This window comes from Muricauda brasiliensis, from assembly GCF_003057865.1.
In the GTDB taxonomy this organism is placed as follows: domain Bacteria; phylum Bacteroidota; class Bacteroidia; order Flavobacteriales; family Flavobacteriaceae; genus Flagellimonas; species Flagellimonas chongwuensis.
Genome location: NZ_QBTW01000011.1, coordinates 326,393 through 341,384 on the forward strand (window position 1 = coordinate 326,393; position 14,992 = coordinate 341,384).

The following is a 14,992-nucleotide window of genomic DNA, read 5'->3' on the forward strand; positions in this document are numbered from 1 at the left end:
GGCTTCCCTAAAAAGGGTTCATAAAAATTACTAGTTGTAAATATAACACAATTTGTTGCAGCATTGAAATACTACTTCTTGTATTTAAGAACCGGAGACCGCCCTTTCTTAAAAATTTTATTGCTAGCTCCCTTGCCCTTGCGCAAACGTTTTTGTTCTTCATAGGGCAATGCATGTACTTCCATACAATCCACCGAACAGCAATTGTTCATTTTCTCCGCACATTCATCACATTGTATGAACAACAGGTGACAGGCTTCGTTGGCGCAGTTGACATGGGTGTCGCAAGGTTTTCCACATTGATGGCAGTGGGCAATCACGTCTTCAGAAATACGTTCTCCCCTTCTATGGTCAAAAACAAAGTTTTTTCCCAAGAACTTGTTCTCCAATTTCTTTTCACGCACTTGTCTGGTGTATTCGATGATACCGCCCTCCAACTGATATACATTTTTAAAGCCTTTGTGCCTGTAGTATGCGCTGGCCTTCTCACAACGGATGCCCCCGGTACAGTACATTACCAGTTTTTTGTCCTCCTTGTGCTCGGCAAGGTCCTGTTCTATAATATCAAGAGAATCCCGAAAGGTGTCCACATCGGGCGTGATGGCATTTTTAAAATGTCCGATCTCACTTTCGTAGTGGTTCCGCATATCCACCAAAACCGTATTCTTATCTTCAATAAGTTCGTTGAACCGTTCCGCACCAACGTGGATTCCCTTGTTGGTCACATCAAAAGTGTCATCGTTCAATCCATCAGCCACAATTTTGTCCCTGACCTTTACTTTCAATTTTAGAAAAGACTTGTTGTCCTGCTCTATGGCAATGTTCAAACGTACATTTTCTAAAAAGACAATGCTGTCCAAATGTTCCTTGAATACATTAAAGTTTTCTGCGGGTACGGATAATTGGGCATTTATCCCTTCGTGTGCGACATAAATCCTTCCAAGAACTTCCATGTCGTTCCAAGCCAAAAAAAGATGGTTTCTTAAAATTTGCGGATTGCCGATTCGTGCATATTGATAGAAAGAGATGGTAAGCCGTTCTTTTCCGGCCTCCTCGATAAGAGCTTCCCTTTCTTTTGCACTTAATGTGTTGTACAGTTGCATGCTATACTTAATTAAGTTAAAGAATGGTTCTAAAATTTCTGCAAAGATAAAAATTAAAGGGAGAGTAAATTAAAAGGGCCGCGAAGGCCCCCTTAATCCATTACCGTTTTCATAGCTGAATTTTCTTCCTCATAGCAATTGCGAGCCCTAAATGGCCCTATGGAGATGAGTTAGTGTCCTTAAGATGTATTGTTATTAAAAAGGTTGCGTGCCCTTTTTTTCATGTGGAAAGAAATGGTATTTTAGCCTTCCTAACAATTTTTACCATGAGCAAAGAGAAAGAAGCAAAATTAAAAGCCCTAAAACTTACGTTGGACAAGTTGGACAAAACCTACGGTAAAGGTGCTGTCATGAAAATGGGCGATAGCGTTGTTGAAGATGTAGAAGTAATTCCTTCTGGCTCTTTGGGATTGGATATTGCCCTCGGTGTTGGTGGCTACCCCAAAGGAAGGGTGGTTGAAATATATGGTCCGGAATCTTCCGGTAAAACCACATTGACATTGCACGCCATTGCACAAGCGCAGAAAGCAGGAGGTATTGCAGCGTTTATCGATGCTGAACATGCTTTTGACCGTTTCTACGCCAAAAAATTAGGGGTGGATATTGATAACTTGATCATTTCCCAGCCCGATCATGGAGAGCAGGCATTGGAAATTGCAGATAACCTAATACGTTCCGGGGCCATCGATATCGTAATCGTGGATTCCGTTGCGGCATTGACACCTAAAAGTGAAATCGAGGGAGAAATGGGGGATTCCAAAATGGGATTGCATGCCCGTTTGATGTCCCAAGCTTTGCGAAAACTGACCTCTACCATTAGTAAAACAAAATGTACCGTAATATTTATCAACCAGTTGAGGGAAAAAATCGGCGTAATGTTCGGTAACCCCGAAACCACAACGGGTGGTAACGCACTTAAGTTCTATGCTTCCGTCCGACTGGACATTAGACGCTCCACTCAAATTAAAAGTACCGATGGCGATGTCCAAGGGAACAAGACCAGGGTAAAAGTGGTAAAAAACAAAGTGGCCCCTCCATTCAAAACCGCTGAGTTCGATATTATGTACGGCGAGGGAATCTCCAAGATCGGAGAAATCCTCGACTTGGGAGTTGCCTATGAAATCGTGAAGAAGAGCGGTTCTTGGTTCAGTTATGGAGACACCAAACTGGGACAGGGAAGAGATGCCGTAAAAGCGCTTCTTGTTGACAACCCAGAGCTATCCGAAGAATTGGAAAGCAAAATTAAGGAAGCCATAACCGCCTTAAGCGAATAAACCTTTTATCGATTTTTTAGGGAGTTTAACTTTTGGTTGTGAAAATCCTACGCAACCCCTACGCATACTGCACATCTAGGGAATAAAAGGATTTTTATTATGAAAAAAGTGTTAATGCCCTTTATGTTAATTGTGGCATGCTCATGGTTCATCTCTTGTGAGGTGGATGATGATTCCCCCAATTTTTACTTTACCGCCCTTACTACCGTGGAGGCCGAAGTTCCAGAGTCGTTCGAGTTTGGAAAAACTTACGATATTGAAGTAACCTACCTTAGACCTAATGGTTGTACATTTTTTGAAGGTTTCGATGTGTCGCAAACAGCAGAAACGGGTCGTGATGTCGTAGTGGTCGGTTCCGTGCTCACCGATGAGGACAGGGCCTGCACCGAAGCTGTGGAAGAAGTAGTGGCCACCTTAAAATTTAATGTAATTTACACCAAGGACTACACCTTCCGTTTTTATGCCGGGGATGATGAAGAAGGAAATGCTAAATTTTTAGAATACACGGTTCCGATTGCGGAAGAAGGTGAACCGACAAATTAAATAGCAACAATCCAAAATTGACCAACATTTGGATCTTGAAGAATTGATACATAACTGTCAAAAGGGCAACCGACAGGCACAGGCTGAACTATACCGGAGATATTCCGGTATTCTTTTCGGTATGTGCCTGAAGTACTCCCGTAACAAAACGGAGGCGGAAGATAGTCTGCACGACAGTTTTATGACCATATTCGACAAAATTGACCAATACGGTTTCAAAGGGTCTTTTGAAGGTTGGATCAAAAGAATAACGGTAAACACTGTGCTTCAAAAGTACAGAAAAGACCAACACCTTAACGTAGTGTCGGAAAACACCGAGGGCGAGGTGGAGATAGACACGGATGACACGGATATAAGCCTATCCACACTATTGGGATACATTCAAGAGCTACCGCACAAGTATAGGTTAACATTCAATCTATACGTGCTGGACGGTTACAGTCACAAGGAAATCAGTGAGATGTTGGGGACATCCACTGGAACATCAAAATCGAATTTGGCAAGGGCCAAGGCCATTTTGAGGGAAAAAATAGAAAAAGCCAAAATAAACATTGCTTAAATAGAAAGACAATGGGGAAAAAGAATTTAGAGCAATTGTTCAAAGAAAGCTTTCAGGACTTTCAAGAAGTTCCGGACGAAAAGGTCTGGGCTTCTATCGAAGCTTCTTTGGACAAGAAAAAGCAAAAAAAACGGGCCGTTCCTATTTGGTGGGGTCTTGGAGGGGCTGCGGCGGCTTTGATCATCGCTTTGCTGGCCATTAATCCATTCGGAGAAGAACAAGAACAGGAGCAGATTATAACCGATGTCGAAAACATCTCAGTTCCTGAAAATCAAACAAGTTCGAATGAGAAGATAAATCGAGATTTCATTCCTCCAACTACTAACCAAAATGAGCAAAACAGTTTGGTGGGTACCTCCGAAAAAAACACCTTGAATCAAAAGGAAAATCAAGCAGAAGAGAACAGTTTTACCAAAACCAAGGCTTCAAGTAGTACTGGAAATAATTTTTCCATATCAAACCAAAATGGTTCACAATTGGCTCAAATCGATAAGAACAGTGCACCAAAGGATGAAAAACTTTCTCAGGATAAAGAAGCGATGAAAAAGAACAACAGTGCCATCGTGATGAATATCGATGAGGAGGAATCTGCCAAAAGAAAAGCAATTTTATCAACCGAAAGGAGCGAAAATCAGGTTGCTGAAAACACTACAGAAAAAGACGTAACAGAGAAGCAGTCCATTTACGATGCCATTGCGGAGCAGGAACAATTGGAGGAAGCGGTTGCAAAAAACAACTCTGGAAAATGGTCGGTTGGTCCATCTTTGGCTCCCGTCTATTTTAATGGTGCCGGCGATGGGTCGCCCGTTGGAGCGGATTTTGCCACCAACTCCAAAACGGGGAACCTCAACTTGAGTTATGGCGTAAATGTGGCCTATGAGGTTGGCAAAAAAGTTAAGATACGTTCAGGGGTGCACCGAGTAAACTTTGGTTACAACACCAATGATGTGGTCTTTTCCTCTACCCTACAGGCAGCGGCGAGCAATAGGATAGCGAACATAGATTATGATCAAAACTCCGAGACCATACTGGTCCAGAGCAAGGAAAGTGCAAAGAATTCCCCTGTGTTGGGTGCCAAAGAAGTTGCTTTTAATGAAGTACCTAGCTTGGAAGGTAAAATGGTCCAACAATTGGGCTATATCGAGGTTCCGTTAGAAGTAAACTATGCCCTACTCGACAAAAAATTCGGGGTTGACCTAATAGGGGGTGTAAGCTCATTGTTCCTTGTAGACAATTCGGTTTTGTTGGAATCCAATGAACTGGTTACCGAAATGGGAGAGGCCAACAACATCAACTCATTAAACTTTAGTGCAAACTTTGGTATGGGACTTAATTATCACTTTACCCCAAAATTCAGGTTTAATGTGGAACCTGTGTTCAAGTACCAGCTAAATACGTTTTCGAATGTTTCCGGTAATTTTCAACCATACTCTATAGGGGTGTACAGTGGATTTACCTTTAAGTTTTAGCACAAAAGAAGTTGGTTAGGAAGATTGCTCCTTTAAGCAATTAATTAAGCGTCCATTTTTCAGGACGCTTTTTTGTTTGCCTACAGAGATTAGCTTTTTTCCTTATTTTACGTAATTTCAATGAAAAAGAACATGTTGGCTTCCTTATCCAAGGCTTTATTGATTTTTTGCCCCATCCTACTGGTAGCAAACAATTTATTGGGTCAACAGCAACAACTAGAAAGCCCTAGCAAAGAGCAACTCACCTTTAAAGTATTGCCAACAAAGGATTCTCGAATGACCTTTGAAGAGGCTTACGGCAATTTGGACAAATTCTTGCCGAAGGAACAAATTCACTATAAGACCCATCCTGATGAGACCTATTGGGTTATGCTCGATTTTGAGAAGCTGGAGCAATCCTTATCAAAAAATGAAAAATACTTTTTAACGCTGAACTGCTTTGATTACGGTAAAGTTTACTATCAAAAGAATGGGCGTGTAGTTAATGAACCTATAGGACAGTTCAATAAAAATACCTTAAGCAACAAAACAAGCTCCTCCATATATCACTGCGAAATTCCAATTCGCGAAAATGCTCTAATCAACAATCGCTTTTTGTTTTTGCAGGTAAAGCGTGTAAAGTTTATCGAATCAATAGAAAACTGGACATTCAGTATAGAACAGAGCTCAAATCAGAATGCATATACATGGAGCGCCATCAAGTTATCCATCCCCATCTATATATACTTGGGAGTTGGTTTTATTATGAGCATAGCCATGCTGATTTTTTATATCTACTTTGGAAAAATTGAGTTTTTGCTATACTCCCTTTTTGTTTTGTCCATTATAATCTATCTGTTCCATGGGGAGTTGATCTTACCTGAGAGACTCCAACTGAACAATTCTTTTATCATAAGTTGGCTTTGGGATACCAATGCCATAATTCTGGGCATACTCTACCTAATGTTTGCTCTGTTTTATCTTAACTTAAAAAAAGAGTACCCCCGAACCTATGTCTTTATCAAAATTGGAATATATGCACACGTAATTCTTTTGATTACAGATCTCTTTTTTTTCGCATTTAGGTATCATCTAGGGCATATCTATCTTTTACAAGTATTAAGGGTCGTTTCGTTTTTGATAACCATTTCCTTTTTGATTTACTTGTTCATTTACAATAAGAACAGGATAAGTACAATTTTCCTGATTGGCGGAAGCAGTTATATGATAAGCATTTTCATCTATTACTACATTAACTTAGGTTCCGATTCCGACCCCATGTTTTATGGAAATTCTTTGGTATTGATTATTGGCTCGATCCTCGAAATAATATTTTTTGCCTACGGCCTTACCTACAAGGCATTCAACGAATACCTTAAGCGTCTTTATTTTGAACAAGAGGCCATTACCAATGAGAACAAGGCACTCCGAGCACAAATAAACCCTCATTTTATCTTTAACGCCCTTGGGTCCATTCAGCATCTTATCCTTAAAAAGAAGAACGACAGCGCGCTAAACTATTTGACCAAATTTAGCCGCATGGCCAGAAATGCCCTGGAAGCATCCGTAGAGGGTACCGGCACACTGGATGAAGAAATTGAAATGTTGAACGATTATTTGGAACTTGAATCCCTTCGCTTTGACAATGCGTTTTCATACAGTTTAGATATAGATGGGCAACTGGACACTTCCGAAATAGAAATACCATTTATGATTTCGCAACCCTTTGTAGAAAATGCGATCATACATGGTTTACTGCCAAAAACTTCGGGCCAAAAAGAGCTGACCATAACCATGAAAGAGGAGGAAAACATCCTAAAAATTATAATCAATGATACGGGCGTTGGCAGAAATCAGGCTCATCCATCCCAAGGAATATATGTAAACAAAAAGAAGGCAAGGGGCTTGGATGTGACTATCAACAGGTTGGAAAATTGGCATTTTGGTTCCGGTAAAGTGGAAATATTGGACAAAGTGAACGATACTAATGAACCTTTGGGCACAGAAGTAATCATATCCATTCCTTTGGAGGTTTGATAGCTAATGAGGTCGTGTAGTTACGACAGAACCAAGGACCAATTAACCTTACCTTTTGCAAAAACTATCAATAAATTTCTTACATTCAAAACCTAAACACTAACTAACCCTTTGATACTGTGAACTCTGAACAGTTTGAAGACATTCTCATATACTTTTCCAAATCCTTGATGGGAAAAGAAAATGAAGAAGACATCCTTTGGGATCTGGCCAAAAACTGCATCTCTAAACTGGGGTTTGTGGACTGTGTTATTTATTTGGTCGATCAAAACAGACAATTGCTTGTTCAGAAAGCCGCTTATGGACCCAAGAATCCTAAGGATAAGGCGTTGCACAACCCTGTTTCCATTTCCATGGGCGAAGGCATTACGGGAAATGTTGCAAAAACGAGAAGGGCAGCATTGATTCCGGATACATCAAAGGACCCTAGGTATATTGAGGACGATGCCAATAGACTCTCGGAAATATGCGTTCCCATTGTGGACGAAAATCATCTTTATGGAGTGATTGATTGTGAGCACCCCGAAAAATGCTATTTTAATGAACGGCATTTAAAAATGCTTTCCGCCATAGCTTCTATCTGTGCCATAAAGATCAAAAGTGTTAGGGCCGGCCAAGAAGTGCTCAAAAAGCAAGAAAAACTTTTAAAAATCCGAGAAGAGATGCTAGAACTCAAAGTATTGGCACTCAACTCACAGCTCAACCCCCATTTTTTGTTCAACTCACTGAACGCAATCCAATATTTTGTTACTTCCGAAAAGAAAAAACTGGCACTGGAATACCTGTCCACTTTTAGTAGACTCATACGGTTCTATTTAAGGCAATTGGGGAACGATACCGTTTCGCTCTATAACGAGATTGATATGCTGCACTGGTATCTTAAGCTTCAAAAACTACGGTACGATGATTCCTTTGACTACGTAATCGCCATGGAAAAAAGCTCCGAAACACTCCAAGAAGCCATAATACCTTCATTTGTTACCCACACCCTTTTTGAAAATATAATCGAACGTTCCATGTTCAACCAAAAAAAAGGGCAACACTTTAAAATAAGCTTTAGATCCACCAACTCAGAAGTTGTACTGGTAATTCAATATCAGGAATTTGATTCAAAAAACACTACGCCACCAGAATATCGGGCACGCATATTAAAATGGCAAGATCAAATCAAGTTGCTCAATACGGCAAAAGGGTACAATATTAAAAATGAAAGCAAAATCCATAAAATAGGGGAAAGATGGATTGGCAACATAACACTTACTCTCCCCAATTTAAGATAGCTACATGAAATTTTACGTGAAGTTTATTTTATCCTTTTTAGCCGTTTTTCCCGCTAATAATCTTTTCTCCCAAAACCTTGAAAGTTCCTTTTTTAAAAAAGAGATAGGTTTTAAAATTCTAAAAACACAAACTGATACGACCTATAGTGATTTCCTGACCAAGAAAAGTCAGTTGGTAAAACCCGAAGAAATATCGGAAAAAACTTCCCCTGAGGATACCTATTGGATTCAGTTGGACTTGTATGATCATGTATCAAACCGTTCCAATGACAATTACTTTTACCTGACCTTCAACTCATTTGATCATGCCACCATATATCTGGAATCACAAAATAAAATGGTTTCTAAAAAAATAGGCAAGTTTGACAAAAACAATGAGAGCAGCCAAGTAAATCATTCGTATTACGACTCATTTTTAAAGTTGAGAAAGAGCAATTTGCTCGATAATGAGCATCTATTAATAAAAGCAAAGCGAATTAGCTTTAAGGAGGATGTCCAGAATTGGGGCTTTACCATTAGCAATGCCTCGCCCAATGCATTTGTTTCGCAAAAGGATTATAAGGACCAACTCCCCTACTATTTCTTTACAGGGCTTTGTTTTATCATGTGTTTTACCACATTGTCCTTTTACTTCTTCATCAAAAAATCAGAATTTTTGTGGTACTCCATTTACATTGTGGTGACCTTTGTGTATGTGTGCGGACTTAAGTTTGGCATATACGAGTTCATCTTTAACAATAACTACATCTCCTACTGGGTTTCCCAGAGTTTCTTGTTTGTGGACAACATTGTGTATCTGTTCTTTTTTGCAAGTTTTCTTCAATCTAAAAAAGAATACCCATTTGTTCATTTTTTGGCACAAGTGCTTGTGGTTCTGAACAGTATAATCCTTATATGTATTGGTGTTTTGTTTGCGCTAGGCGACACCATAGGTTTTATCTTTATTACACAAAACGCCTATGCTATACTTAACTTTACCGCACTTATTGGCCTGGCCTATCTCATGTATGTGGGCAAAGATCCTTTGGCCTATGTAATGGCCTTGGCCACATCTGCCTATTGTGCCGCTCCTTTGATTAGAACATTTTATTCGACCCCTGAAGATGGATTACTGCTGGATGGGCTTTACTATATAATTATTGGTTGTTCTATTGAGATGGTCATATTTGCATTCGGTCTTTTTTATAAAATCCATTTGGAATTCCGCGAAAACCTGATGCTCCAGCAAAGAGCTCTTTTTGAAAAAACAAGAGCGCTACGGGCCCAAATAAATCCACATTTTATTTTTAACTCATTAAGCGCGATTCAACATCTGGTGTCCGTGAAAAAAATCGAAAGTGCTTTAAAATATTTGAACAAGTTCAGTCGGCTTACCCGAAATGTTCTGGAAAGCTCCATGGAAATCAACATTCTTTTATCGGAAGAAATAAAAATGCTCGAAGACTACTTGTCGTTGGAATTGTTGAGGTTCGACAACAGTTTTTCCTATATAATTACCATGGACGAAGGTCTTGATCCCGGCGAAATAGAAATCCCTTCTATGATTTTACAGCCCTTTGTAGAAAATGCATTGATACATGGACTGCTGCCAAAAAAATCCGGAACAAAACAACTCCATATTAGTTTTACGAAAGATAATCATAATCTAATATGTATCGTGGATGACACCGGAGTAGGCCGTTTGGCAGCAAAGGATAGGCTTCATATCTATCAGAATGAAAAAAAATCAAGGGGACTGGAGGTTACCAAACTACGATTGCAATCATTAGGCAAAAACAAAGATTCCATTACCATAGTGGACAAATATGATGATTACAATCATCCAGAGGGAACAAAAGTTATCGTTCGTATTCCCCTAAAAATCCTCTAATTCTTTACCAAATCCTCCAAAATAACCTGTCTCACCTCTTCACGAAGCGTTGAGGTATCGGAGGCAGCTAAAATTCCTGTCTCGAAAAATGGATGCACAATGGCACGTATCGGTCCCGGTGCCCCACTTAAAAAAGTAAAGGAAAAACGTTTTTTATTGTCCAAAAATGCCATCGGAACCACAGGAATGTTGTGGGCAATGGCCATTTTAAACGCGCCATCCTTGAACTTGTCCAGAACCACATGCTCTTCCGGAACGCCCCCTTCGGGAAAAATACAAATGCTCAGCCCTTGGTTAAGACGTTTCTGGGCACGGCGATATACACCAGTACGGCTTTTTACACTATCCCTGTCCACCAGAATACAAACCCGCTTATAAAAGAAGCCAAAAATTGGAATGCTAACCAATTCCTTTTTGCCTACAAACACAAATGGATTAGGACTAACTATCAGCATTAACATAATATCCAGCATACTGGTATGGTTTGCCACCAACATGTAACTTTTACCTCTTTCCATTCGCTGTTGACGCAGAATTTTTGGAAAACAGCCCATTCCATATAGGATAGGCCTCGCCCACAAATTCCGGGCAAGCCAAAAAAATTGGTGATAGGTCTTCTCCGAAATGGTCAACAGAAGAAGAATAGGAAAAAACAAAAGAATGGGCACGGTAACCAGAATATAGAACCAGACCCTATACAACACATGTCCCACATTTTTGATTGCTCCAAGCATCCGCCAAATGTAAAGTATTTCCAAAATTTAGCTCTGATAGCGTCCCATCTTTTAGACTAAAAGCCACTTTTTTTATAAGTAAGGGATGCTTACTTTTACGGGCAAAAATTAGGCATGGCACGAATACTTACCGGCATACAGAGTACAGGAACACCACATTTGGGGAATATTTTGGGTGCAATTGCACCGGCCATTGAAATGGCACAGGACCCAAAGAATGATTCCTTCCTCTTTATCGCAGATATGCACTCGCTTACCCAGATAAAAGATGGGGAATTGCTGCGCAACAATACATATGCCATAGCTGCCGCTTGGTTGGCTTTTGGTCTTGATATTGAAAAAACAGTTTTCTACAGACAGAGCGATATTCCGCAAACGGCGGAATTGGCTTGGTACCTTAGCTGCTTCTACCCCTACCAAAGATTGACCTTGGCACATTCGTTCAAGGACAAGGCGGACAGATTGGAAGATGTAAATGCCGGACTGTTTACCTACCCTATGTTGATGGCCGCCGATATTTTGTTGTACGATGCAGAAATAGTCCCCGTAGGAAAAGACCAACTACAGCACTTGGAAATGACGCGTGATGTGGCGTCGCGCTTCCACAACCAAATGGGAGAAACTTTTGTAATGCCAGAGGCCAAAGTACACGAACAAACCATGTACGTACCGGGAACCGATGGCGAAAAAATGAGCAAAAGCCGTGGAAACCTCATCAATTTGTTCCAAACAGATAAAAAATTGCGCAAGCAGATTATGGGCATTGTTACGGACAGTACTCCTATGGAAGAGCCCAAGGACCCGAGCAAGGACAACGTGTTTGCTTTGTACAAATTATTGGGAACTCCAGAACAGGTAGAAGAAATGAGCGCCAACTATTTGGCCGGTAATTATGGCTACGGACATGCCAAACAGGCCCTGTACGAACTTATCGTGGAAAAGTTTGAAGAGCCCCGCGAAAAGTTTGAATACTACATGAACCACAAAAACGAAGTGGACGAAGCCTTGGCCTTTGGGGCAGAAAAAGCCCGTAAAGTAGCCGATAAGGTATTGATTAGGGTTCGTGAAAAGTTGGGCTACTAGCTTTTTAACGAATAGTTGAAGCAAAAGCCTGTTCGTTTTTAGTTCCGGAAATTTATTGAACCATCCTATTTTAGGCAGAAATAACTAAATCCTCGATTTATAGTGGTTGCTTTCCGTTGAACTGCACCCAAAAACAGAGTGACTGTTCTGTTGTCATTTCATGCGATAAACGGTTGTTTTCAGGTGGTTTTGATACTTTTTTAAAATGAATTTAGGTTGAAATGCTAAGATTTTCAGACCTGTGACCCCGTATTTTTCAAAATTAGTCACTTAAGGTTATGCCCCACAAATTTTAATCAATTCAACACCTAGAACTTAAAATTATGTACTCACACGGCCTCGAACATTTTACCGGGCAGTGGTCGGATCACACCCTTCATTTCCATGTTCAAAAGTGTGGACGAAACTTTAAAAATAGGCAGGTTACATTCCAAAGCAACGGTATCCAGCAACTGTTTCCCGTTTATCTGCAGGTAGGAGTAGATTGACTGTTCTGTTTCATCCAACTCGACGAACAGCTGTTTTTGCACCGTTTTTTCCTGTTTTTCTTCCTCAATTTCCCATCCTAAAAGGTAAACCAGCTCTGCTGCAGAGGTCAATAAGTGTGCTTTTTGATATTTGATGAGGTCATTGCACCCCTTGCTCCACTTATCGGTCGCCCTGCCCGGAACAGCGAACACATCCCGGTGATATCCATGTGCAATATCCGCCGTGACCAGACTGCCGCCCTTCTCTGCTGATTCAATAACAACGGTAGCTTCGCTGATTCCGGCAATAATCCTGTTACGTTTTAGAAAATTCTCACGATTGGGTTGACTGTTGCTCCAAAACTCCGTGACAAAACCACCGTTTTTCTCCATCTTGGTTTCATATTTGGCATGCACCTTTGGATAAATTTGATTAAGCCCGTGTGCCATACAGGCAATGGTCTGCAATCCATGGTCCATTGCCGCCTTTTGAATGGAAATATCCACACCATAGGCGAAGCCACTTACAATGATCGGGTTTAGCGGGGCTAATTCTTCAATAAATTGAGTACAAAATGAAGTCCCGTAGTTGGTTACGTTCCTAGTCCCGACCACACTGATAATTTTTTGGTTGTTCAAATCAATGTTTCCCCGTTGGAAAAGCAAAATCGGACCATCCACACAATGCTTTAGGCGGGCAGGATAGTCATCATCCATAAAATAAGAGATGGAAATGCCTTCTTTGGACAAAAATTCGAACTCGTTTTGGGCTTCTTCCAAATGGATGGTATCAAATAGATCCTTTAAGGTCATCTTTCCAATGCCATCAATTTTTAAAAGGTGCTGTAGTTTGTCCTCGAAAATGGCCGATGGACTCCCACAATGGGCAATTAATTTTTTTGCCGTAACATCTCCAATATTCGGAATGCTTTGCAGCCGTAAAGCCGCAATAATTTCAGGTTCAGTCATTTGATTTGGGCGTCAAAGTTGTCCACAAAATACAGATTTTCAAATGTTAATAAAAAGTTATCCGGCTTATTTTGTACTGTCCCATTTTTTACAATATTTGTGCTCATGCGGATAGATTCATACATAGAAAAATTGTTGTTCGATTACAATTGTGTTGTAGTGCCAGGTTTTGGGGCTTTCTTGGCCCATGGTAAATCCGCAGAAATTGATTTGGCAACCAATACATTGGTGCCACCCAGCAAGACCATTTCCTTTAACGCTCAACTGTCCAAAAATGATGGTTTGTTGGTGTCCCATATCTCCAAAGAAAAGAATTTGGGGTATGAGGATATGCTTCAGGAAGTGGAAAACATTGCTCACAATTGGAACACCAGATTGGCCCAAGGAGATAGCATTGAACTTTTTGGAATCGGAAAATTGTGGCATAACAGTGAACAACGTATTCAATTCCAACCTGAAGAAAAAATCAATTTTTTGACTTCTTCCTTTGGACTATCCACATTTGCCGCTACTCCAATTCAACGTGAGGTCATCAAAGAAGAGATAGAAGAATTGGAAGAGCGTATTCCATTTATCATCACTCCAGAGAAAAGGGAACAGACTTCCTTTAGACCTTGGTTAAAATATGCGGCAGTTATCTTATTGGCCGTTTCTTTTGGTGCTACATCTTACCGCACTTATGGTGAACTTCAACAAAAAGAGGTTGCCGCTCAACAAGATGCGCAACAAGAAGTATCCCGTTTGATCCAGGAAGCTACGTTTTTTGAAAGTGCTCCATTGGAATTGCCCGCCATCAACATTAAAGTGACCAAAAAGAAATTGGGCAAACATCACATTATTGCCGGTGCTTTTCGTGAAGAGCAAAATGCCGACAAAAAGGTGGACCAACTCAAACAAAAGGGATACAATGCATTTTATTTGGGTGTGAACAAGTACGGATTGCATCAGGTAGCCTACGATAGTTTTGATGACCCCAAGGAAGCTCTTATATTTTTAAGGGAGGTAAAAAGCAAGGAATCAAGAGATGCTTGGATGCTTTCCGAGAAATAATCCCGCTTTCCTTTAAAAACCATTCCACACTTCAATATCTTTGCGCAAAATTTTAAGGTATGCGCGCTAAAAAACCCAGTGAATCCCGTACGGTAATGACCGATTTGGTATTGCCGAGTGAAACCAACCCCCTCAACAATCTTTTTGGCGGGGAACTCTTGGCCCGTATGGACCGGGCTGCCAGTATCGCTGCTCGACGACATAGCCGTAGAATTACCGTTACCGCTTCGGTAAACCATGTGGCCTTTAACCGAGCTGTTCCATTGGGCAGTGTTGTGACCGTGGAAGCTGCTGTTTCACGTGCATTCAATACCTCCATGGAGATTTTCATCGATGTTTGGATAGAGGATCGCTTTACGGGTGAGCGTACCAAGGCCAATGAGGCCATTTACACCTTTGTTGCGGTAGACGATACTGGAAAACCTACGGAAGTACCAGCTTTGGATCCTGAAACCGACTTAGAGAAGGAACGTTTTGCCGCTGCTCTGCGAAGAAAGCAATTAAGCTTGGTACTTGCCGGCAAATTAAAACCCGCAGATGCCACGGAACTTAAGGCGCTTTTTACCGCTTAAGTT

General features: G+C 40.7%; 13 protein-coding genes. 10 read left to right on the plus strand and 3 right to left on the minus strand.

The features are described from left to right. Positions 1 to 71 precede the first annotated feature (71 nt). Positions 72 to 1,103 carry an oxygen-dependent tRNA uridine(34) hydroxylase TrhO gene (trhO, locus tag DCK90_RS07450; RefSeq protein ID WP_108245553.1) on the minus strand — a complete coding sequence of 344 codons (1,032 nt, stop codon included), beginning with the start codon at positions 1,101 to 1,103 and terminating at the stop codon, positions 72 to 74. A gap of 266 nt (positions 1,104 to 1,369) precedes the next feature. Between trhO and recA the strand changes: the two genes are divergently transcribed. The 7 genes from recA (at position 1,370) to DCK90_RS07485 (ending at position 10,114) form a co-directional block, all read left to right on the plus strand. Beyond that, positions 1,370 to 2,377 carry a recombinase RecA gene (gene recA, locus DCK90_RS07455; protein ID WP_108245554.1) on the plus strand — a complete coding sequence of 336 codons (1,008 nt, stop codon included), beginning with the start codon at positions 1,370 to 1,372 and terminating at the stop codon, positions 2,375 to 2,377. A 99-nt stretch (positions 2,378 to 2,476) separates the two neighbouring features. Beyond that, the gene (locus tag DCK90_RS07460) at positions 2,477 to 2,920 is read left to right on the plus strand and encodes a hypothetical protein (RefSeq protein ID WP_108245555.1); all 444 of its coding nucleotides are present in this window, start codon (positions 2,477 to 2,479) and stop codon (positions 2,918 to 2,920) included. A gap of 28 nt (positions 2,921 to 2,948) precedes the next feature. Beyond that, a complete protein-coding gene (locus DCK90_RS07465; RefSeq protein ID WP_108245556.1) occupies positions 2,949 to 3,479 on the plus strand; it encodes an RNA polymerase sigma factor in 531 nt (176 codons plus the stop codon). 11 nt (positions 3,480 to 3,490) lie between these two features. Next, a complete protein-coding gene (locus DCK90_RS07470) occupies positions 3,491 to 4,948 on the plus strand; it encodes an outer membrane beta-barrel protein (protein WP_108245557.1) in 1,458 nt (485 codons plus the stop codon). A gap of 120 nt (positions 4,949 to 5,068) precedes the next feature. Continuing rightward, positions 5,069 to 6,964 (plus strand): sensor histidine kinase, encoded by a 1,896-nt coding sequence (locus DCK90_RS07475; protein ID WP_108245558.1) that lies wholly within the window; start codon positions 5,069 to 5,071, stop codon positions 6,962 to 6,964. A 119-nt stretch (positions 6,965 to 7,083) separates the two neighbouring features. Further along, positions 7,084 to 8,244 (plus strand): histidine kinase, encoded by a 1,161-nt coding sequence (locus tag DCK90_RS07480; protein WP_108245559.1) that lies wholly within the window; start codon positions 7,084 to 7,086, stop codon positions 8,242 to 8,244. Positions 8,245 to 8,248: 4 nt separating this feature from the next. Continuing rightward, on the plus strand, positions 8,249 to 10,114 hold the full coding sequence (locus DCK90_RS07485) for a sensor histidine kinase (RefSeq protein ID WP_108245560.1): 1,866 nt from the start codon (positions 8,249 to 8,251) through the stop codon (positions 10,112 to 10,114). Here DCK90_RS07485 and DCK90_RS07490 read toward each other — a convergent pair. After that, complete coding sequence (locus DCK90_RS07490) at positions 10,111 to 10,848, minus strand: lysophospholipid acyltransferase family protein (RefSeq protein WP_108245561.1); 738 nt, start codon at positions 10,846 to 10,848, stop codon at positions 10,111 to 10,113. The genes DCK90_RS07485 and DCK90_RS07490 overlap by 4 nt on opposite strands. Positions 10,849 to 10,962: 114 nt before the next feature. Between DCK90_RS07490 and trpS the strand changes: the two genes are divergently transcribed. Continuing rightward, positions 10,963 to 11,931 carry a tryptophan--tRNA ligase gene (gene trpS / locus DCK90_RS07495; RefSeq protein ID WP_108245562.1) on the plus strand — a complete coding sequence of 323 codons (969 nt, stop codon included), beginning with the start codon at positions 10,963 to 10,965 and terminating at the stop codon, positions 11,929 to 11,931. Positions 11,932 to 12,260: 329 nt separating this feature from the next. On the opposite strand, the gene dprA is transcribed toward trpS, so the two are convergent. Beyond that, the gene (gene dprA / locus DCK90_RS07500) at positions 12,261 to 13,367 is read right to left on the minus strand and encodes a DNA-processing protein DprA (protein WP_108245563.1); all 1,107 of its coding nucleotides are present in this window, start codon (positions 13,365 to 13,367) and stop codon (positions 12,261 to 12,263) included. 105 nt (positions 13,368 to 13,472) lie between these two features. Here dprA and DCK90_RS07505 point away from each other — a divergent pair, with 105 nt between their 5' ends. Further along, entirely contained in the window at positions 13,473 to 14,417 is a 945-nt protein-coding gene (locus DCK90_RS07505; protein ID WP_108245564.1) for an HU domain-containing protein, read from the plus strand. Between the two features lie 59 nt (positions 14,418 to 14,476). After that, positions 14,477 to 14,989 carry an acyl-CoA thioesterase gene (locus DCK90_RS07510; RefSeq protein ID WP_108245565.1) on the plus strand — a complete coding sequence of 171 codons (513 nt, stop codon included), beginning with the start codon at positions 14,477 to 14,479 and terminating at the stop codon, positions 14,987 to 14,989. Positions 14,990 to 14,992 lie beyond the last annotated feature (3 nt).